Origin of the sequence: Oxalobacter vibrioformis, assembly GCF_027118995.1 — a bacterium.
Classification (GTDB): domain Bacteria; phylum Pseudomonadota; class Gammaproteobacteria; order Burkholderiales; family Burkholderiaceae_D; genus Oxalobacter; species Oxalobacter vibrioformis.
The window spans coordinates 1,465,514-1,484,590 of record NZ_CP098242.1; the positions used below are offsets into that span (position 1 = coordinate 1,465,514).

At 48.4% G+C, this 19,077-nt stretch carries 20 protein-coding genes; 15 read left to right on the top strand and 5 right to left on the bottom strand.

The annotated features are described in order from the left end of the window. Positions 1-75: 75 nt before the first annotated feature. The 4 genes from NB640_RS07255 to NB640_RS07270 all read left to right on the top strand — a co-directional run bounded on the left by NB640_RS07255 (position 76) and on the right by NB640_RS07270 (position 2,662). Entirely contained in the window at positions 76-441 is a 366-nt protein-coding gene (locus NB640_RS07255; RefSeq protein ID WP_269308077.1) for a YraN family protein, read from the top strand. A 35-nt stretch (positions 442-476) separates the two neighbouring features. Beyond that, the gene (locus NB640_RS07260) at positions 477-1,073 is read left to right on the top strand and encodes a phosphoheptose isomerase (RefSeq protein ID WP_269308078.1); all 597 of its coding nucleotides are present in this window, start codon (positions 477-479) and stop codon (positions 1,071-1,073) included. Beyond that, a complete protein-coding gene (locus tag NB640_RS07265; RefSeq protein ID WP_269308079.1) occupies positions 1,066-1,755 on the top strand; it encodes a BON domain-containing protein in 690 nt (229 codons plus the stop codon). Before NB640_RS07260 ends, NB640_RS07265 begins: the two co-directional genes overlap by 8 nt. Positions 1,756-1,966: 211 nt before the next feature. Then, a complete protein-coding gene (locus NB640_RS07270; protein WP_269308080.1) occupies positions 1,967-2,662 on the top strand; it encodes a BON domain-containing protein in 696 nt (231 codons plus the stop codon). Between the two features lie 33 nt (positions 2,663-2,695). Here NB640_RS07270 and NB640_RS07275 read toward each other — a convergent pair whose 3' ends face one another. After that, positions 2,696-3,295 carry a 5-formyltetrahydrofolate cyclo-ligase gene (locus tag NB640_RS07275; protein WP_269308081.1) on the bottom strand — a complete coding sequence of 200 codons (600 nt, stop codon included), beginning with the start codon at positions 3,293-3,295 and terminating at the stop codon, positions 2,696-2,698. A gap of 39 nt (positions 3,296-3,334) precedes the next feature. On the opposite strand from NB640_RS07275, the gene NB640_RS07280 reads away from it, so the two are divergent. The 3 genes from NB640_RS07280 (at position 3,335) to NB640_RS07290 (ending at position 7,868) form a co-directional block, all read left to right on the top strand. Then, positions 3,335-5,251, top strand: a complete 1,917-nt coding sequence (locus NB640_RS07280; RefSeq protein ID WP_269308082.1) for a lytic transglycosylase domain-containing protein — start codon at positions 3,335-3,337, stop codon at positions 5,249-5,251. A 155-nt stretch (positions 5,252-5,406) separates the two neighbouring features. Further along, complete coding sequence (locus NB640_RS07285; RefSeq protein WP_269308083.1) at positions 5,407-6,732, top strand: multifunctional CCA addition/repair protein; 1,326 nt, start codon at positions 5,407-5,409, stop codon at positions 6,730-6,732. Positions 6,733-6,848: 116 nt separating this feature from the next. Beyond that, entirely contained in the window at positions 6,849-7,868 is a 1,020-nt protein-coding gene (locus NB640_RS07290) for an MBL fold metallo-hydrolase (RefSeq protein ID WP_269308084.1), read from the top strand. Between the two features lie 21 nt (positions 7,869-7,889). Here the strand turns inward: NB640_RS07290 and NB640_RS07295 are convergent, their stop codons facing one another. From NB640_RS07295 to NB640_RS07310, 4 genes are all read right to left on the bottom strand, one after another. After that, the gene (locus NB640_RS07295) at positions 7,890-8,585 is read right to left on the bottom strand and encodes a CidB/LrgB family autolysis modulator (RefSeq protein WP_269308085.1); all 696 of its coding nucleotides are present in this window, start codon (positions 8,583-8,585) and stop codon (positions 7,890-7,892) included. Beyond that, complete coding sequence (locus NB640_RS07300; RefSeq protein ID WP_269308086.1) at positions 8,582-8,926, bottom strand: CidA/LrgA family protein; 345 nt, start codon at positions 8,924-8,926, stop codon at positions 8,582-8,584. Before NB640_RS07300 ends, NB640_RS07295 begins: the two co-directional genes overlap by 4 nt. Positions 8,927-9,014: 88 nt before the next feature. Then, positions 9,015-9,974 (bottom strand): tetratricopeptide repeat protein, encoded by a 960-nt coding sequence (locus NB640_RS07305; protein WP_269310421.1) that lies wholly within the window; start codon positions 9,972-9,974, stop codon positions 9,015-9,017. An 11-nt stretch (positions 9,975-9,985) separates the two neighbouring features. Next, positions 9,986-11,113: an MraY family glycosyltransferase gene (locus tag NB640_RS07310; RefSeq protein ID WP_269308087.1), complete on the bottom strand. Its 1,128-nt coding sequence runs from the start codon at positions 11,111-11,113 to the stop codon at positions 9,986-9,988. 279 nt (positions 11,114-11,392) lie between these two features. On the opposite strand from NB640_RS07310, the gene nusG reads away from it, so the two are divergent. The 8 genes from nusG (at position 11,393) to NB640_RS07350 (ending at position 18,860) form a co-directional block, all read left to right on the top strand. Then, a complete protein-coding gene (gene nusG / locus NB640_RS07315) occupies positions 11,393-11,788 on the top strand; it encodes a transcription termination/antitermination protein NusG (protein WP_332880207.1) in 396 nt (131 codons plus the stop codon). Positions 11,789-11,952: 164 nt separating this feature from the next. Further along, complete coding sequence (locus tag NB640_RS07320; RefSeq protein ID WP_269308088.1) at positions 11,953-12,312, top strand: MarR family EPS-associated transcriptional regulator; 360 nt, start codon at positions 11,953-11,955, stop codon at positions 12,310-12,312. Positions 12,313-12,384: 72 nt separating this feature from the next. Continuing rightward, positions 12,385-13,821 carry a mannose-1-phosphate guanylyltransferase/mannose-6-phosphate isomerase gene (locus tag NB640_RS07325; protein ID WP_269308089.1) on the top strand — a complete coding sequence of 479 codons (1,437 nt, stop codon included), beginning with the start codon at positions 12,385-12,387 and terminating at the stop codon, positions 13,819-13,821. After that, the gene (fcl, locus tag NB640_RS07330; protein WP_269308090.1) at positions 13,802-14,815 is read left to right on the top strand and encodes a GDP-L-fucose synthase; all 1,014 of its coding nucleotides are present in this window, start codon (positions 13,802-13,804) and stop codon (positions 14,813-14,815) included. The genes NB640_RS07325 and fcl overlap by 20 nt, the downstream gene beginning before the upstream one ends. A gap of 17 nt (positions 14,816-14,832) precedes the next feature. Continuing rightward, positions 14,833-15,924: a GDP-mannose 4,6-dehydratase gene (gene gmd / locus NB640_RS07335; RefSeq protein ID WP_269308091.1), complete on the top strand. Its 1,092-nt coding sequence runs from the start codon at positions 14,833-14,835 to the stop codon at positions 15,922-15,924. 2 nt (positions 15,925-15,926) lie between these two features. Further along, positions 15,927-17,090 (top strand): nucleotide sugar dehydrogenase, encoded by a 1,164-nt coding sequence (locus tag NB640_RS07340; RefSeq protein ID WP_269308092.1) that lies wholly within the window; start codon positions 15,927-15,929, stop codon positions 17,088-17,090. A 15-nt stretch (positions 17,091-17,105) separates the two neighbouring features. Continuing rightward, a complete protein-coding gene (locus NB640_RS07345; RefSeq protein ID WP_269308093.1) occupies positions 17,106-17,891 on the top strand; it encodes an FkbM family methyltransferase in 786 nt (261 codons plus the stop codon). 33 nt (positions 17,892-17,924) lie between these two features. After that, on the top strand, positions 17,925-18,860 hold the full coding sequence (locus NB640_RS07350) for a UDP-glucuronic acid decarboxylase family protein (RefSeq protein WP_269308094.1): 936 nt from the start codon (positions 17,925-17,927) through the stop codon (positions 18,858-18,860). Positions 18,861-19,077 lie beyond the last annotated feature (217 nt).

Here is a 19,077-nt window from a genome sequence, read left to right on the forward strand (position 1 = left end):
CGAGTGCGGGGTTAAAAACAAGCCGCGCTGTCTGTGTTTGACTGGATAAATCCTTTTCAGGGAGAAACAGGAAGCATGCAGAATACAACGGCGCCAAAGACCCGGTTGCCATCCGGTCAGGCCGGAGAAAACAAGGCGCTGGATTATCTGATCAAACAGGGCCTGGTTCTGGTGGCGCGTAATTTCAGCAGCCGGATGGGCGAAATCGACTTGATAATGAAGGACCGTGACACCCTGGTGTTTATCGAAGTCAGAAAACGCAGTAAAGGAAATTTTGGTGGTGCGGTAGCAAGTATCACCCGTGCAAAACAGCAGCGCCTGGTAAAAACGGCGCAGCTTTTTTTGCAGAAAACAGTAAAGACACCCCCCAGCCGGTTTGATGTGGTTGCATTGGATGGCGACGACATTACCTGGCTGAAAAATGTGATTGATGAAATGTAATCCCTTTCGACAGACAGGGAAAAGATACGAAAACGATGAGAAATCAGCGCATACTCGGACACTTTAATGAAAGCGTCGACCTGAAGATGCAGGCCGCAGCCGTTTTGGCACCTCCCATTTCAGATGCGGTTGACATGATGTTTGCCGCCCTGTCCCAGGGAAACAAGATTTTAGCCTGTGGCAATGGAGGCTCTGCCGCAGATTGCCAGCATTTTGCGGCAGAGCTTGTTGGCCGTTTTGAGCGTGACCGCCTGCCCTTGCCGGCTATTGCACTGACAACCGATACCTCCATTCTTACGGCGGTTGGCAATGATTACGGATTTCAGGATGTTTTTACCAAGCAGGTACAGGCATTCGGGCAACCTGGAGACATCCTGCTGGCGATTTCCACTTCCGGTAATTCCACCAATGTCATTGCCGCTATCGAGGCCGCCAAGGATCGTGATATGGGCGTCATTGCCATGACTGGTAATGGCGGCGGCAGGATCGAAGAGCTGCTCTCGGAAGTTGATGTGCATATCTGTGTGCCGCATGCCCGGACAGCCCGTATTCAGGAAGTGCACCTTTTAGTGATTCATTGCATCTGCGATGGCATTGATGCGGCATTATTTGGAGGAGATATTGATGAGTAAGGAAAGCACAGCAGTAACCCGGTGGAAACGTTTGTTGGGCATTTGTCTCCTGTGTTCGACAGCAGCGCTGGTACTTCAGGCCTGTATGCCGACGGTTATTGTTGGTGGCGGAGTGGCTGGCACGATGGCCGCATCGGACAGGCGGACGTTCGGGACGCAAACCGAAGACCGCACGATTGGTTTCAAGGGTGAGTCAGTGGCGGATTCGATTGTCGGTAGCCAGGGGCATGTTAGTGTCACCAGCTTTAACCGGATGGTGTTGATCACCGGTGAAGTGCCCAATGAGGGAATGAAAACCCGGGTAGCCAGCGAGGTGAAACAGATTCCCAATGTCAGAAATATTATCAATGAGCTGGAGATTGCCGCCCCATCCAGTTTGAGTTCCCGTTCCAGTGATTCCCTGATTACGGCAAAAGTTGCCGCCAGTTTTCTCAATACGGATGGTCTGTATGCCAATTCACTCAAAACGGTAACCGAGCGTGGCAATGTCTATCTGATGGGACGTGTGACAGAGCGTGAGGGAAATCTGGCTGCCGAGGTGGCAAGAGGCGTTCCCGGCGTACAGCGTGTGATCAAGGTTTTTGAACATATCAGCGAAGAAGAGCTGGATCAGATGAAAGCACAGGATGTCTCGGCAGCAGAGGCTACCCGCTCGGATCAGGATGGCGAGGAATATCGCTGACCCCCCTTCTCACCTCATGTCGCAAACAGGGAACCTTGTGTTCCCTGTTTTCATTTATTTAAAGGGTAAAACCCCCGATTATAGCCGGATAGTACCGCTTCATGCGTTGATACAATCCTGCAAAATGTCATATTTCCGGCACAGGCAGGTTCATTCAAGTTTTTCTGGATCGGTGACGTAATTGATGTGACATGATCTGGACGAGATGGTGATGAATCCGCAACGTACGAAAATGATGGGATGGAAACGCTGCCTGGTAACAGGTTGTTTATGCCTGGTTATGGCGGCCTTGCTTCAGGCCTGCATGCCGCTCACGATCGCCCGCACTGGCGTGTCCGGTACCATGGCGGTAACGGACAGGCGCACTTTTGGCACCCAGATCGAAGACAAAACGATCAGCTTTAAGGGAGAATCTGTTGCTGACGCCATCGTCGGCGACTCGGGACATGTCAATGTCACCTGTTTTAACCGCCTGGTCCTGATTACCGGAGAAGTGCCGCATGAGGAAATGAAGGTACGGGTGGAACGCGAGGTGGCGCGTATCCCCAACGTTAAAGGTATTGTGAATGAACTGGTGCTTGCCGCCCCCTCCAGCCTGAGCGCCCGCTCCAGTGATTCGCTGATTACCGCACAGATAGCCGCGCGCTTCGTGAATGCCGAGGGCCTTTATTCCAATTCAAGAAAAACGGTAACCGAGCGGGGCACGGTTTATCTGATGGGACGTCTCACCCAACAGGAGGGAGATATTGCGGCGAAAGTTGCCAGTATTGTTCCGGGTGTCCAGCGCGTGGTCAAGGTTTTTGAATATATCAGTGAAGAAGAACTGCAAAGAACAAGGGGGAGTCATCCCGACACGAATGTCAGCATTTCGCGCAATCAGTATCAGGATGATGAAGAATATCGCTAGGCGCCGTTTGTCTCAAAACCAACACATGATTTATTACGGGATGGGACCGGTTTCGGTGATGATGCAATCCATGGGGATGTCATATTCGTCAATGGGGAAGCGGCTTTGAAGGCATGAGTAAGCGATCCCGATGGTATGCGGGCGGGGTTCTTGCTCCAGTGTCCGGTCAAAATAACCGCCGCCATAACCCAGTCTGAAGCGCTGGGCCGTGTATCCCAGGCACGGAATCAGCAATGCCTGGGGGAGGGGGACAAAATCCCTGATTCCCGGGGTGGAAATGCCATAGCTGTCCTTTACCAGCGGATCACCCGGCAGCCATTTCGCAAATTGCAGGGGAGCCGCTTTTTTGACGACAACCGGCAGTGACAGGATGATGCCTTTTCGGGACAGGGTGTCATAAAGTGCCATCAGGTCCGGTTCATTTTGGGTGGAAAAGTAAACGCCAAGCGTTGTCAGTGAGCGGGTTTTCAGGTGATGTTCAATGTGTTCGCCGATTTTTGTGTCCCACTGCGCCCGCTTATTGTCATCCAGAGAGAGCCTGACAGAGAGCAGGGAGCGGCGAAGCACTGGCTTGATATCTTCCGGATGGTCAGTGGCCTTCATATGAGGCGTCGTATCTGGTGGTACACTCATAGCTGGATACCAAATAGTTGAATAAAAGCGGGGTAAGTTGTGCGTAAGTATCTGAAAAATATTTCATTATTCCTGAGTGCGCTCCTGATGGCAGGCGTGGCGCACGCGTTACCGGATCTGTCCACTACATCGGCGCAGGATGACGTATTCCTTGAATTGCGTGATGCCGTGCGCAAGCAGGATGCTGCCAGGGTGGAACGGCTTGCTGCCAGTCTTTCGGATTATCCTGTTTCATCCTATGTGGAATATTATCGCCTGAAATCGCGTATTGAAACGGCCGGCGAGCCGGAAATCCTGGGATTTATTTCACAATACGAAAACACCGCCATTGCAGACCGGCTACGCAATGACTGGTTGCTTGTGCTTGGGAAAAGAGGCCAATGGGCCACGTTTGACCGGGAATATCCGCTTTTTCAACTCAAGGATGATTCGCAGTTGAGGTGCTATGCGCTCGTTTCAAGAGCCGTACAGGGCGAGGATGTTGCCAGCGAGGCCAGGATACTGCTCGATATGCCGCGTAAGAACGGTGATGCCTGTTATACCCTCATTTCCACGCTCAAGCAAAAGGGACAGTTCAATGCGGATGATCTCTGGTTTCAGGCCCGCACTGCAGCAGAAGGCAGCTCTGCCGGAACGATAAAGCGGCTGGCAGGGCTGGCAGGCGCGCTGCCGGCAGATGTCTCGCGTGCGCTGGATATGCCGGCAGCTGTTTTGTCCAGGGGGCCGGGAACAGGGCAGGCGGCTCATGAAGTGTTTATTCTGGCGCTCGGGCAACTGGCCAAAAAGGACCATCAGCAGGCCGCAGAGAGTCTGAAGGGGGCGGAGAGCCAGCTGACGCCATCCGAACGGAAGGCGGCATGGGCACAGATTGCGCTTCCGGCATCACTTTCCCTTGCGGCAGATGCGCTGAGCTACTGGAAAAACGCACAGGGCGCACCGCTTACCCGCCATGCACAGGAATGGCGGGTAAGGATGGCGCTTCGCTCGCATGACTGGAAAGCGGTCAGCCAATGGATTGATGACATGCCGGAAAAAGTCAGGGATGATGCCGCCTGGGTTTACTGGAAAGGTCGTGCGCTCCAGTCAGCAGGAGACAGCCAGGAAGCGCGCCGTTATTTCACCAGTATTGCGGATCAACATCATTTTTATGGTCAATTGGCACTGGAAGAACTGGGAAAAAAGATCACCGTGCCAGAAATGGCCAAGCGGGTAACAGAAGCGGAAATTGCGCCAATGGCAAACAATCCCGGATTTCAGCTTGCCCTGAAATTCTTTTCCCTGAATATGCGTTTTGAAGGTGCCCGGGAATGGAACTGGCAGTTGCGGGGAATGAATGACCGACAGTTGCTGGCGGCAGCAGAATTTGCCAAACGCAGCGGTGTGCTGGACCGGATGGTCAATACCTCAGACCGGACACGTGATGAAATCATTTTTACCCAGCGCTTTCCCATGCCGTTCAAGGAAAACATGAAAACGGCCACCCAGGATCTTGGGCTGGACATGTCCTGGGCATATGGCCTCATTCGCCAGGAATCCCGCTTTATCATGGATGCGCGATCTACTGCAGGGGCATCCGGCCTGATGCAGCTGATGCCGGCAACCGCCCGGCTGGTGGCAAAAAAAATCGGTCTTGCTGACTACAGTGCCTCACAGATCAACACCCTGGAAACCAATATCCTGCTGGGCACCAATTATCTGAGAATGATGATGGATCAGCTTGGCAATTCCGAAACCCTGGCAACTGCCGGATACAATGCCGGCCCGGGAAGACCCCGCGCCTGGCGATCGAGGCTGACACGTACCGTTGAGGGCGCAATTTTTGCAGAGACGATACCGTTTAATGAAACACGGGATTATGTCAAGAAAGTCATGTCCAATGCGGCGTATTATGCTGCCTTGACAGAGGGCCGTCCCCAATCACTGAAAAAGCGCATGGGCAAAGTATCGCCCCCTTGAAGCAAAAAAAGGGTTGCTCTGCAGAAAAAGGGGATTGGCGGTATCATAGAGATGAAAGCATTGTAAAAACAACGCCTTTCATGCTGGATGGTCCTTTTTTATTGAATCCGGCTGTAATGTCCATATCTGAAACTGGCTGAGCAAAGGGGACAGACATGAAAATCTACACTGTTGGCGGCGCTGTTCGCGACATGATACTCGGGTTGCCTGTACGGGACCGGGACTACATCGTGGTTGGCACAACAATTGATGTGATGCTGCTTCTCGGCTTTCAGCCGGTTGGAAAGGATTTTCCGGTTTTCCTGCACCCGCAGACCAAAGAGGAATATGCCCTGGCAAGAACGGAGCGCAAGACGGGGCCGGGGTACAAGGGGTTTGTCTTTCATGCCGAGCCGGATGTGACACTGGAAGAAGATCTCGCCCGGCGTGATCTCACCATGAATGCTATGGCGCTCTCCAAGGATGGCGAGCTGATCGACCCGTTCGGCGGCCAGGAGGATCTGAAAAACCGGGTTTTCCGGCATGTATCGCCTGCCTTTGCTGAAGACCCGGTACGGATATTGAGACTTGCCCGTTTTGCTGCGCGCTTTCCCGATTTCACCATCGCGCCTGAAACCATGGATCTGATGAAAAAGATGGTTGAATCAGGTGAAGTGGATGCCCTGGTGCCTGAGCGGATCTGGCAGGAGCTTTCACAGGGGCTCATGGAGAAACAGCCGTCGCGCATGTTCATGGTCATGCGGGAATGTGGCGCCCTGAAACGCATTCTTCCGGAGCTGAATGCGCTGTGGGGAGTACCGCAGCCGGAGCAGTGGCATCCGGAAATCGACACGGGTGTTCATACCATGCTCGCACTTGATTATTCGGCAAAACAGGGCTATCCGCTTCAGGTTCGTTTTGCTGTCCTCCTGCATGATCTTGGCAAGGGGACAACACCATCCCATCAGTGGCCGCACCACCGTGCGCATGAGGAAAGAGGGGTACCGCTTGCAGAAGCCGTCTGTCGCAGGCTGAGGGTTTCCAACATGTATCGGGATATTGCCATTATGACGACGCGCGAGCACGGCAATATCCGGCGCAGTCGTGAGTTGCGTTCCAGAACGCTTGTCATGTTGCTGGAACGCTGTGACGCATTCAGAAGGCCTGAACGCTTCATGAATGTAATTGATGCGACAGAATGCGATCTGCGCGGGCGGAAATCCGAAACCGTCAGCAAGGAAAATATTGAGTTCCCGCAACGGGAATTCTGGCAACGCGTTCTGGATGCGGCTCGCAGTGTGGATGCGGCTGCCATTGCGCAATCGATGGAGGGCGAGATGGATGAAATCCCGCGCATGCTTCATCGGGCAAGGGTCGACGCGGTGTCCGACATGGTTATCGCCACTTACATCACCCCTGGCGCAAGTGACGAAGCGCAAAAGGACGAAGCCCTGGCACAGCAGGAACCACAGCCATCGGTGTCAGCCACGCAGTCAAACTGACAGCCGCCCCTGCCGTTTTCGACTTTTTATGTCTTCAGACAGTATTTTTATCCCTGAGGGATGAGAGACAGCTATCTTTCGGTTAGAATCACGCCATGCGTAATTGATGGGTCAGCATGTCAGCACTCTATTATCCTTTTGCCCGAACCATACCCGAACCGGGTGTCCCGATGGATGTGGCTCCCGGTATCAAATGGCTGCGTATGCCACTGCCGTTTGCCCTGGATCATGTGAATCTGTGGATGGTCGCCGACAATGACGGATGGTGCCAGATAGATACCGGCCTGACCTGGGAGCCCATCAAGGAAATCTGGCGACAGCTTTTTCAGACACACAAGCTGACTCGCCAGATGGTGACACACTATCATCCGGATCATGTCGGGCTTGCCGGATGGCTGCACCAGGAAAAGGGTCTCGAACTCTGGATGACGCAGGGAGAGTATCTCACGGCCCAGGCGGTTGCCGAAGGGTCGGGCAGCTATGACGTCGATTCCATGGTCGAGCTGTTCCGTCATCACGGGCTGGACAGGCGGCGTCTGGATACCTTGAAACGCAGGGGGAATATCTACCGGGTCGGCGTACCCCTTCTTCCACCGGTTTTTCGACGTCTGTTTGACGACCAGGTTATCCGGATTGGATGGCATGACTGGCGTGTAATCGTCGGTTACGGGCATGCTGTTGAGCATGCCGGATTTTATTGTGAGGCGCTGAAAGTATTGATTGCAGGCGATATGCTGTTGCCCAGTATTTCGACAAACATCCCGGTCGTGGCGCCCAACCAGTATGACAATCCGCTGAAACTTTATCTGGACTCCCTGCAGCGCTACCGCAGCCTGCCGGAAGACACGCTGGTTTTGCCCTGCCATGGACGTCCCTTTGTGGGTGCCCATAAACGGGTCGATTTTCTGGAAGAACATCACCGTAATCGATGCAATATCATTCTTGAAGCCATCCGCGACCCCCGGACAGCCTGTGAACTGCTCCCTGTTCTGTTTGACTGGGGCGAACTCGATGCCCATCAACTGATGTTTGCCATGGGTGAATCCATCGCCCACCTGAATTATCTGGAAGCACAGAATCGCGTAAAACGGATTGAAGATCAGATGGCAGGAATTGTCCGTTTTCAGATTGCCTGAATCGACAGAACGGTGTTTGTCTCAATAGCTGAGTAACTGCAGCAACCAGGGCGTCAGTAAACCGGTCAATGTGCCATTCAGTATGAGTCCCAGGCTGGAATAAGCTCCCTGACGTGCATTTTTTTCCATCGCATGAGCCGTTCCAACCGCATGGGCTGCCGCACCCAGGGCCAGGCCTTGCGCAATCCGGCTTCGCACACGGATCAGCTTCAAAAATGGCAGGCCAACTATCGCGCCCAAAATGCCGGTCAAAATCACAATGACAGCCGTCAGCGCCGGAATACCGCCAAGCACACGTGACACTTCCATGGCAATGGGCGTGGTGGCTGATTTGGGCGAAAGCGAGACACACACCTCGGGTGATGCGCCCAGCACATAGGCAATAAAGACGGCGGAAAAAACACCAACAATACATGCAACCAGTTGGGAGGCAAAAATCGGCACAGCCTGCTTTTTGATCTGTTCCAGTTGCTGGTATAGCGGCACCCCCAGCGCAACGATGGCGGGTTTGAGCAGGAAAGCAATATAACGGCTGCCGTTTTCATACGTGTCATAGGAAATATTGCCGGCTTTCAGGATCAGGATAATGATGGCAATAGCCAGCAGGATCGGATTCAGCAGCACCCAGCCCAGCCGCCGCTGCAGCAATTGCGCACCCCAGAAAACGGCGATGGTCAGAGTGATAAATAGGACTTCGCTATGCAGGAAATGACTCATGAGCGCCGCCGAAAGAGTTGGTAGGTCCAGCCGGTTGCCGCCAGCACAATCAATGTGCTTAAGATGGTGGCAATGGTAATGGGGAGCAGCTCTGCTGCAATCAGATCAAAATACAGCATGAGCGCGACACCGGGCGGAACGAAAAAAAGACCGAAGTGCGCCAGCAAAAAGTCGGAAATACCCTTGACCCATTCCAGCCTGATCCAGCCAATAGTCAGGAGGAAGGCTAAAAGCAGCATACCGATCAGAGAAGAGGGAAACTTGGTTCCCGTCAGATCAACAACCAGTTCACCAAAAGCCAGGCAGAGAAAAATGATGACACATTGCCGGAGGATATGCATGGTATGTCTCTATGCAAAGGGATAACAAAGCATACTTTACAGGATAACGCGGCCGAGAAAAACAGGAAAATCGGGCTTGGGAAAGGGATCAGTGAAGGGATTGTCCATCCGGACCGGCCTGATCCGGACGATTGTCAAAAAAGAGACGCGCCAGTTCCTCCAGACATGTCTTGCTGCCTGCGGCATACCCCCTTTCATACCATTGCCGGGCTTTTTCCAGGTCTTTTTCAACGCCAATCCCCTGTTTGTACAGCCCAGCCATCCAGGAAAAGGCGAGCAGATAGCCCTTCTCGATCGCTTCCTCAAGAAGGGAAAGCCCTTTTTCGACATCCGTCATTCCATGTGTACCGGCAACCAGGTAATGCCCCAGTATCGCCATGGTTCGCTCATCACCCTGGTTTACGCACCGGAAAAGCCAGGCATGCCCGCGTTCAATATCGCGAGGCACATGTTTCCCTTCGAAATAGATATCAGCCAGATGATTTCCTGCATTGACATACCCGCGCTCAAAGGCCTCCTCAAGCATTTGAATCCCTTTTTCCGGATCAGCGCGGCAGCCTTCACCGGACATCAGCATCATGCCAACCGCTGCGCGTGCAGAAACCACACCGCCATCAGCGCCAGCGGAGAGGAGTTCAAATGCTTTTTGCGGGTCTTTTTTGACACCATAACCGGACTGGTAAAACCATCCCAGATTGGCGAATGCACGAGGTTCTCCTGCCGTCATGGCTTTTTCATACCACCACACGGCAGAAGCCAGATCCTGTTTGATCGCAATCCCCAGCGCATTGATTTTCCCCATGTGAAAAAGCGCTGTTGCGTTACCTGTTTCTGCCAGGACTCTTATCCTGTCTATGGCACGGAGGTATTGAGCGGGAGCATCCTCCTCGATATCTGCCATTTCCCTGATACGCGCATTCGCCTCGTCCCGATACCTCGCATCTACCGGCGCATGCACCATATAAAAGGCAAAGTCTTCCCTGGAGGAGCTATCGTGAATTTCCTCCCAGATAATCCGGTCGATTTCGCTGTCATTAATCGGGAGCATGGCAGTCAAATTTACGCCTTTTCATCGTCAGAGGAAGTATCCTGTCGCGCTTTTTTAATCAATAACCAGCGGGGCGCATTGAAGTGAACCAGGCGCCGATAAAGCACAATATATAAAACAATAAAAGCGCCAACGCACAGTTGCAACATCCATGCGTGTTGCCAGAAAAGCATGGCGGGGACCACCGAAACCGAACACAAAAACCAGAGATAGGGAGATGTCATCGCGTTTCGCGTGGTTTTTTCCCGGGCAACTTTGCTGCCAACCGCCCAGCGAACCATCCTTTTATAGACCAACTGATGCAGATGAGCGGCATCCGGAATATCCGCGGCTCCACCGCGGACAATCACCCGACGATAAATGGAAAAAACAGTTTCGAAAATGGGATAAATTATGACCAGCAAGGGAAACCATGGCGATACAGACGGGTTCCGGGTAACAAGCAACACAGAAAGTTCTGCCAGCATAAAGCCAATAAGGTATGCCCCACCATCACCCAGGAAAATAAGGCCTCTTGGATAATTCCAGACGAAAAACCCCAAAATGGCACCCATCATAATGAGTGCGGTTCGCCAGATAAATGTATCGCCAACCAGAAATCCGACATAGCCTAAAGCCGCAAACATCAGAACAGAAACCATGCTGGCAAGCCCGTTGTAGCCATCAATGATATTGATCGCATTTGCCACACCCCCGACAGCAACCACGGTGAACAGCAGGGAAACCGGCCAGAAAGCCATGACAAGATCAATGAAGGGAATATCCAGTCTGAATACACCGGCATCGAGCAGATAAAAAGCCAGGGCAGCAGCGATCATCGTCAATAAGAGCCGGATCAGAGAACGTACTTTTTTGGTGCAGTCTTCAATGATGCCGCCAAGAAATGCCGGTGAAGAAGCGAGAATTAGCAAAGCAAAAGCAGTGGCGTCCGAATTACCAGAAATAAACAGCCAGCCAATCATTACGACCATCGCAACCATGATGCCCAAGCCACCAATGCGAGGAACGGCACGAGAATGAAATTTTTGAACACCAGTCAAATCATGGTCAGCCGTATACTTGCCATGCAAATGCTGAAATCTGAGAATCAGCAGGGTAATAAGCAGAGAAATAAAAAAGGGCAGGGCAAGATACTGCATTAGTGAGTTTTGTCTCTACAAAAGGATGAGCTTTCATTCTACTTGAATCTAGGTTTAACATGTATAGGATTGTATTATCGGGGGGAAATCGCTCAATGTCTTACTTGCAAAACTGTCAAAGCGTCTCTTTTGCAATGATTTTGCTGTAAAGGTGGTTTTCAGGCAGTTCGGAACGCTCAAAAAAAGCAAAGTTCATCAGCGACTGGTAACAAGCATCGAACTAATCTAAGATTAAATTTGAGTCAGTTCCGCATTCATATAGCAATCAAGGCGGGACCTATGCTCTGGTACGTTATTCACACAAAACCACGACAGGAGCCGCTTTTTCCACGTTACCTGTTTATCCGGCTCAGAGCAGATCAATCCGGCCAGAGTTGGGCTCCCATCCGATCAACAAAAGGGGTTAATCGACTTGTTTCCTTTGCGAACGAACCCGCCAGAATTAGCGAGGAATTGGTTGAGGCGTTGCGTGAGCAAAACAGCATTATTGGGCGACAACCTGAAAAGCTGTTTTCTCCGGATGAGCGAGTGTTGATCACAAATGGTCCTTTTTCAGGTATTGAAGCACTCTTTTACTTACGCGATGGTGATAGCCGGGTTATGGTCCTTGTCGAATTGCTGAGCAAAGGCATCCCACTGTCGATTAATCCTTCGAAACTACGGAAAATTAATTAAACAATTTCCAGGATTTCTCCAGGAATCTGATGCATTTTGGCAAGGGAATTGTTATCATACTGCAGATATGTTAAAGTGCGTTCAAATTTTGAACGCACTTTTTGCTTATTCTGACGCCATTCTGTGCTTGCTGATCGTATACAGCATGGCGGTAGCATTCCCAAATGCCCTCTACGAGATCCAATACAATCAAACGAAAAACGCGATTGCAGGAAGATGTTCATTTCTGGGTTATGAAACGACTTCAGGAAACATCTGATATCAGTCAGCGCGAATTAGCAAGGGAACTGGGTGTCAGCTTGGGTAGTGTTAATTACTGTCTGCAGGCTCTTATGGAAAAAGGCTGGGTCAAAATGCAGAATTTCAGCAAAAGCAAGAATAAGCTTGGCTATGTTTATTTGCTTACACCGACAGGCTTGGCTGAGAAATCTGCTTTGACAAGACGTTTTCTGAAGCGTAAACAAGAAGAGCATGAGGCCTTGCGTGAAGAAATTGAGGCCTTGAAAAAAGATGCTGATCAGTAGGGCGCTATCGAAAATGACGAAGGCACATCCCCAATTTTCCTTACCACGGATCAATTCATTTCCAATCTATTCATGAAACAGCCATTGATTACACCTGTTGTCCTGTGTGGAGGTTCTGGAACGCGACTATGGCCATTATCCAGAAAGAGTTTTCCCAAACAGTTTGTGCCGCTTGTCGGAAACAAAAGTCTATTGCAGTTAACCATTGAGCGTCTGTCCGGTTTTGGGAATGAAACAATAACTGTTGCAGCAGAAGACTATCGATTTATGGTGAGCGATATCCTGCGGGCAGCCCGGGCAACTGGCCCGATTATTCTGGAGCCTGTGGCAAGAAATACTGCTGCTGCTATGGCGCTTGCATCACTTCATATTGAAAAAGCGGCTAATGCGGACCAATTATTGCTTTTTTGTCCATCAGATCATCATATTCCTGATGCCCAGGCTTTTTTTGAAACGATTCAAAAGGGTGTTCCCGCAGCAGAATCCGGCGCTATTGTTACATTTGGAGTTGTGCCAGGTTTTCCAAGCACAGCCTATGGCTATATTCAACAAGGCACAAAACGTTCCGATGGCAGCTATCAGGTGGAGCGTTTTATTGAAAAACCGGCCATTGATAAAGCAGAATCACTCATGCTTCAAGGTGGCGTACTTTGGAATGCCGGCATTTTCCTCGCTCGCGCAAGCACATTGATTGATGCCCTGCGGCAGCATGCTCCGGATATTTTAAAAACATGCCAGGAATCGCTATCTGCAGCAACGCATAAGTCCAATGCTGACGGGTACCTGCTTATTCGTCCCGACAATACCGTCTTTTCATCCTGCAGATCGCAAAGCATCGATTATGCGGTCATGGAGCCTTGCCGCGATGTAGCCGTTGTTCCTTTCAATGGGCAATGGAGTGATGTCGGCAGCTGGAATGCCGTAGCTGATCTTTCTTCACCTGATGAGGAGGGCAATCGCGTCGAAGGTCAGGGATTGGCTCATAATGCTACAAATACATTCATTCACGCGCCATACAGGCCGGTGGTTGCGCTCGGAACGCAGGATTTGCTTATTATTGATACCCTTGATGCTGTTCTGGTTGCGCATCGCAATAACGCGGAGCAGGTAAAAGATGTAGTCGTACAGCTCGAACAAGGCCAGTACGTCGAAGCAGTGATGCATCGTAAAGTGTCTCGCCCGTGGGGCTGGTACGACTCAGTTGATGCCGGCGAACGTTTTCAGGTCAAACGCATTGGCGTCAAACCTGGAGCCTCCCTTAGTCTGCAAAAACATCACCATCGAGCCGAGCACTGGATTGTTGTAAAGGGTACAGCTGAAGTTACCCGCGGAGATGATGTGTTTCTTCTGAGTGAAAATCAATCCACTTATATCCCGGTTGGCGAAATTCACCGTCTTAAAAATCCGGGTAAGGTTGAACTTGAAATGATAGAAGTTCAATCCGGGAGTTATCTGGGGGAAGATGATATTGTGCGGCTGGAAGATAATTATGGCCGCAATGATGAGTAATGATATGAATGACGCACCCAAAGTTTATGTCGCTGGCCATCGGGGTATGGTTGGTTCTGCCATTGTCCGGCAGTTATTGGCAAATAATCAGCCTGCTGATCGAATTATTACCCGCACCCATGCAGAACTGGACTTGACGGATCAGGCTGCAGTACGTGCTTTTTTTGAAGCAGAGCAACCGGATCAGGTTTATTTGGCAGCGGCAAGGGTGGGCGGTATATATGCAAACAATACCTTCCCTGCAGAATTTATCTATCAAAACCTGATGATAGAGGCCAATGTCATCGAGGCTGCCTTTCGAAATAAAGTAAAAAAATTGCTGTTTTTGGGGTCCAGTTGTATTTATCCAAAAGAAGCAATGCAGCCCATGGCGGAAAGTGCATTACTTACGGGGCAACTCGAGCAGACAAACGAGCCGTATGCCATTGCAAAAATAGCGGGAATCAAGCTTTGTGAAAGCTATAACCGCCAATATGGTGAAAGCCATGCTATTGATTACCGTAGTGTGATGCCGACAAATCTTTATGGCCAAGGTGATAACTATCATCCTGAAAACAGCCATGTCATACCCGCGCTCATCCGCCGCTTTCATGAAGCCAAAGTCAACAACCTGTCAAATGTGGTGATATGGGGAACGGGTGCCCCCCGCAGGGAATTTTTATATGTGGATGACATGGCGGCTGCCTGTATTCATGTAATGAATCTTGATAAAGACTTATATGATGCGCATACACAGCCCATGCTAAGCCACATCAATGTTGGCTATGGTGATGACATCGCTATCGGTGAGCTGGCAAGCACTATAGGCCATATAGTTGGTTATCAGGGCAAAATCGAATTTGATGCGAGCCAGCCGGACGGCACTTTCCGCAAACTGATCGACAGTACACGACTAATATCTCTTGGCTGGCAACCTAGAGTTGATCTTCAGGACGGGTTGGCAATCACCTACCAGGACTTTCTGAAAAACAACCAGACGCTTCGCACAGAATAAACAAACGGGATTAAATTATGACAGCAAAACCAAAAGTCGCTCTTATTACTGGCGTTACCGGGCAGGATGGCTCTTATCTGGCAGAATTTCTTTTGGAAAAAGGTTATATGGTTCATGGCATTAAACGTCGGGCTAGCCAGTTCAACACACAACGGATTGACCATATTTACCAGGATGCTCACGTGGAAAATGCCCGCTTCAGACTCCATCACGGCGATTTGAGCGATACAAGCAATCTGGTTCGCATCATTCAAGAAACTCAGCCGGATGAAATCTATAATCTTGCTGCACAAAGCCATGTGGCGGTCAGTTTTGAAAGTCCGGAATATACGGCTGACATCGATGCCATGGGCGCCCTGCGTATGCTGGAAGCTATCCGGATTCTCGGGCTTGAAAAGAAAACCCGTTTCTACCAGGCAAGTACAAGCGAACTTTATGGCCTGGTGCAGGAAATACCCCAAAAAGAAACTACTCCGTTTTACCCACGCAGTCCTTATGCTGTTGCCAAGCTTTATGCTTACTGGATTACGGTAAATTACCGAGAAGCCTACGGCATGTATGCATGCAACGGGATATTGTTTAATCATGAAAGCCCTCGCAGAGGCGAAACCTTTGTGACTCGAAAAATTACACGCGGGCTTGCCAACATCAACCAGGGATTGGAAGACTGCCTGTATATGGGTAATATCGATGCCTTGCGAGACTGGGGGCACGCCAAAGATTACGTGCGTATGCAATGGATGATGCTGCAACAGGAGCAGCCAGAAGATTTTGTCATTGCCACTGGAAAGCAATACAGCGTTCGCCAGTTTATCGAATGGACAGCGGAAGAACTGGGTATGTCATTACGCTGGGAGGGGAAGGGTGTTGATGAGGTCGGCTACTGGGAAGATCGTCCTATTGTGCGTATAGACTCTCGCTATTTCCGACCTACCGAAGTTGAAACACTCCTTGGCGATGCCAGCAAGGCAAAGGAAAAACTGGGCTGGCAGCCTGAAATTACGGTGCGGGAAATGTGCAAGGAAATGGTCATGCATGACCTGGAACAGGCCAAACAGCACGCATTGCTGAAGGCAAATGGCTATGAAGTTAATGTGAGTGTGGAGTAAAAGTGAAAATTACTGTTGTAGGTGCTGGTTACGTTGGTTTATCTAATGCCCTTCTTTTGGCTCAACATAATGATGTCGTTGTTCTGGATATTATGCAAAAGAAAGTTGAGATGTTGAATCGTAATAAATCTCCAATTGATGATGCCGAAATGCAGAAATATTTGCAAAAACGACTTCGTTTTCGAGCAACTTTAAATAAGCAACAGGCTTTCAAAAATGCAGACTTCATCATTATCGCGACACCAACAGACTATGATCCTGAAACTAATCATTTTGATACCAGATCTATTGAATCCGTAATTCAGGATGTTTTAGCCATAAACCCACATGCTACGATGATTATCAAATCTACAATACCTGTGGGCTACACAGAAAAAATAAAAGCTCGATTTCTCTGTGAAAACATTTTTTTCTCACCTGAGTTTTTGCGTGAAGGAAAAGCTCTTCATGACAATCTTTATCCTTCACGTATAATCGTTGGAGAAAAATCTAATCGAGCAGAAGTTTTTGTCAGTCTATTAACACAGGGCGCTCTGAAAACAGACATTCCCATTCTCTTCACTGACAATACTGAAGCTGAGGCAATCAAACTTTTTTCAAATGCTTATCTAGCAATGCGTGTGGCCTATTTCAATGAACTTGATACTTACGCTGCAACGCTTGGGCTGGATTCAAGGCAGATAATCAATGGGTTGTGTCTAGACCCACGTATAGGTAATTACTACAATAATCCATCGTTTGGTTATGGCGGGTACTGTTTTCCTAAAGATACTAAACAATTATTAGCCAGTTACCAAGACATACCGCAGAATCTTATCCGAGCCATTGTCGAGTCCAACAATACTCGAAAAGATTTTATTGCTCAGGAAATCCTCAAGCGTAATCCTAAAGTCGTGGGGATTTATAGACTGATAATGAAAGCGAATTCTGATAATTTCAGAGAATCAAGCATTCACGATATCATTGGTTATATCAAAGCAAAAGGTATTGAAATTATCGTATACGAGCCATTGCTTCATGAGGCCTTTTTTCTAGATGTTCGAGTTGTTGATGATTTGGAAGTCTTCAAACGTCAAGCAGATATTATTGTTTGCAATCGGATAACTGACGATATTCGTAATATATCTGATCGTGTCTACACACGCGATCTGTTTGAGCAAAACTAACAAAAAATAATTAATATGCTTCTCTCATATATTTATGCACGAATTTTCTCAAGGAAAATATTCTACAAATTTAATAGATTCATTAATTTTTCCTCTCTAAGGTGCCTTGGGGTACGTGGAAATCAAAGTGGCGAGGAGGAGTTTTTAAAGTCCCATTTAGCGACCTTAGAAAGTGGCGTTATTCTTGATGTTGGGGCAAACATTGGAAACTACGCCAAAAACATACGCGAACTTAACAATGCCAGTGTAATTTATTGCTTTGAGCCACATCCTCGTACTTTCGGAAAGCTGCAATCAGCAGTTGATGGTTTAGGAATAGTGGCTTTTAATGTGGCTATTGATAGTGCTCCTGGGATTCTTAGCTTATACGATTACCAAAATCATGATGGTTCTGAGCATGCATCCCTATTTAAAGAGGTAATAGAAGAATTTCATGCCGGACAAGCTGTTGAGCATTCTGTCAAAGCCATAACCTTAAATGAATTTGCAAAAGAAAATCAAATAAAAAGAGTATCATTATTAAAAGTTGATACTGAAGGAAATGAATTGGCCGTATTGAAAGGTTTTGATACCTACATCAATAATAATCTAGTTGATTTGATTCATTTTGAATTTAATGGAATGAATGTTATCAGCAGAACATTTTTCAAGGATTTTTGGGATTTTCTTCCAAATTATGATTTTTTTCGGATGGCAGAATATGGGCTCATACCAATAGAAAAATATGATCCACTTTTTTGTGAGATATTTGCATATCAAAATATCGTAGCCAAGTTAAAAGCTGAACTTATAAAAAAATAAAATATATAAATTTATACTAACATTGGAGTTGCTGTGAAGCGAATATTAGTAACTGGTGGCGCGGGTTTTTTAGGTTCTCATCTTTGTGATCGTTTGATCGAGAAGGGAGTGAGGGTTATATGTGCAGACAATCTGTTTACTGGCACAAAGCGTAATATTGAACACCTATTGAATCATCCTCATTTTGAATTTCTACAGCACGATATTACCTTGCCACTTTATATTGATGTTGATTCTATTTACAACTTAGCATGTCCTGCTAGCCCTGTTCACTACCAGCATGATCCTGTAAAAACAATAAAAACCAACCTTTATGGAGCAATCAATATGCTTGACATGGCCAAGCAATTTAAGGCACGTATCCTGCAAAGCAGCACAAGTGAAGTTTATGGTGATCCCACCGAGCATCCTCAGACGGAGAAATACTGGGGTAATGTCAATCCTATTGGCCCTCGTAGCTGTTATGACGAAGGAAAGCGATGTGCAGAGACGCTGTTTTTTGATTATTACAGACAATATCAGCTTGAGATCAAAGTTGCTCGTATTTTTAATACTTATGGCCCGCGGATGCTTCCTAATGATGGAAGAGTTGTGAGCAACTTTATTGTCCAAGCGTTGAAAGGAGAAAATATTACTATTTATGGTGATGGCCAGCAAACACGCAGCTTTTGCTACGTAGATGATCTGATTGATGGTCTGATCCAATTCATGGATAGTCCAGCAGATATCACTGGGCCAATTAACATTGGCAATCCGAACGAATTCACCATACTGGAACTTGCCGAGAAAATACTCAGTCTGGTTGGAGGAAAATCAACTCTGACGTTTCATTCCTTGCCAGTTGATGACCCTCAGCAACGTAAGCCTGATATTACTCTGGCTAAAACAAAATTAGTATGGGAGCCAAGGGTCAGGTTAGATGATGGCTTAGAAGAAACCATATCATACTTTAAAAAAATCCTTTTTTAAATCAGAAAAAAGCTTTAAGACTAACAGTATGAATATAGATAATAGGTATTGCCATACACTAAAAATCACTTATATATAAGCTGTGCGAAAAACGGTACAGGAATAATGAATAAATATACATGTGATTTCGTCATATCCTGTGCGGACAAGCTATTCTTTTTCAGTTTTTCAGAAAACTGATATATAAATTAAATCTGCTTATGTACAAGCATCACTT

Bases quoted from the DNA above. Each gene is read 5' to 3' on its own strand.
- NB640_RS07285 (WP_269308083.1), top strand. From the start codon at position 5,407: ATGAAAATCTACACTGTTGGCGGCGCTGTTCGCGACATGATACTCGGG.
- NB640_RS07265 (WP_269308079.1), top strand. From the start codon at position 1,066: ATGAGTAAGGAAAGCACAGCAGTAACCCGGTGGAAACGTTTGTTGGGC.
- NB640_RS07290 (WP_269308084.1), top strand. From the start codon at position 6,849: ATGTCAGCACTCTATTATCCTTTTGCCCGAACCATACCCGAACCGGGT.
- NB640_RS07255 (WP_269308077.1), top strand. From the start codon at position 76: ATGCAGAATACAACGGCGCCAAAGACCCGGTTGCCATCCGGTCAGGCC.
- NB640_RS07305 (WP_269310421.1), bottom strand. From the start codon at position 9,974: ATGCTCCCGATTAATGACAGCGAAATCGACCGGATTATCTGGGAGGAA.
- nusG (WP_332880207.1), top strand. From the start codon at position 11,393: ATGCTCTGGTACGTTATTCACACAAAACCACGACAGGAGCCGCTTTTT.
- NB640_RS07345 (WP_269308093.1), top strand. From the start codon at position 17,106: ATGCTTCTCTCATATATTTATGCACGAATTTTCTCAAGGAAAATATTC.
- NB640_RS07275 (WP_269308081.1), bottom strand. From the start codon at position 3,295: ATGAGTGTACCACCAGATACGACGCCTCATATGAAGGCCACTGACCAT.
- NB640_RS07260 (WP_269308078.1), top strand. From the start codon at position 477: ATGAGAAATCAGCGCATACTCGGACACTTTAATGAAAGCGTCGACCTG.
- NB640_RS07310 (WP_269308087.1), bottom strand. From the start codon at position 11,113: ATGCAGTATCTTGCCCTGCCCTTTTTTATTTCTCTGCTTATTACCCTG.
- NB640_RS07320 (WP_269308088.1), top strand. From the start codon at position 11,953: ATGCCCTCTACGAGATCCAATACAATCAAACGAAAAACGCGATTGCAG.
- NB640_RS07300 (WP_269308086.1), bottom strand. From the start codon at position 8,926: ATGCATATCCTCCGGCAATGTGTCATCATTTTTCTCTGCCTGGCTTTT.
- fcl (WP_269308090.1), top strand. From the start codon at position 13,802: ATGGCCGCAATGATGAGTAATGATATGAATGACGCACCCAAAGTTTAT.
- NB640_RS07295 (WP_269308085.1), bottom strand. From the start codon at position 8,585: ATGAGTCATTTCCTGCATAGCGAAGTCCTATTTATCACTCTGACCATC.
- gmd (WP_269308091.1), top strand. From the start codon at position 14,833: ATGACAGCAAAACCAAAAGTCGCTCTTATTACTGGCGTTACCGGGCAG.
- NB640_RS07325 (WP_269308089.1), top strand. From the start codon at position 12,385: ATGAAACAGCCATTGATTACACCTGTTGTCCTGTGTGGAGGTTCTGGA.
- NB640_RS07270 (WP_269308080.1), top strand. From the start codon at position 1,967: ATGAATCCGCAACGTACGAAAATGATGGGATGGAAACGCTGCCTGGTA.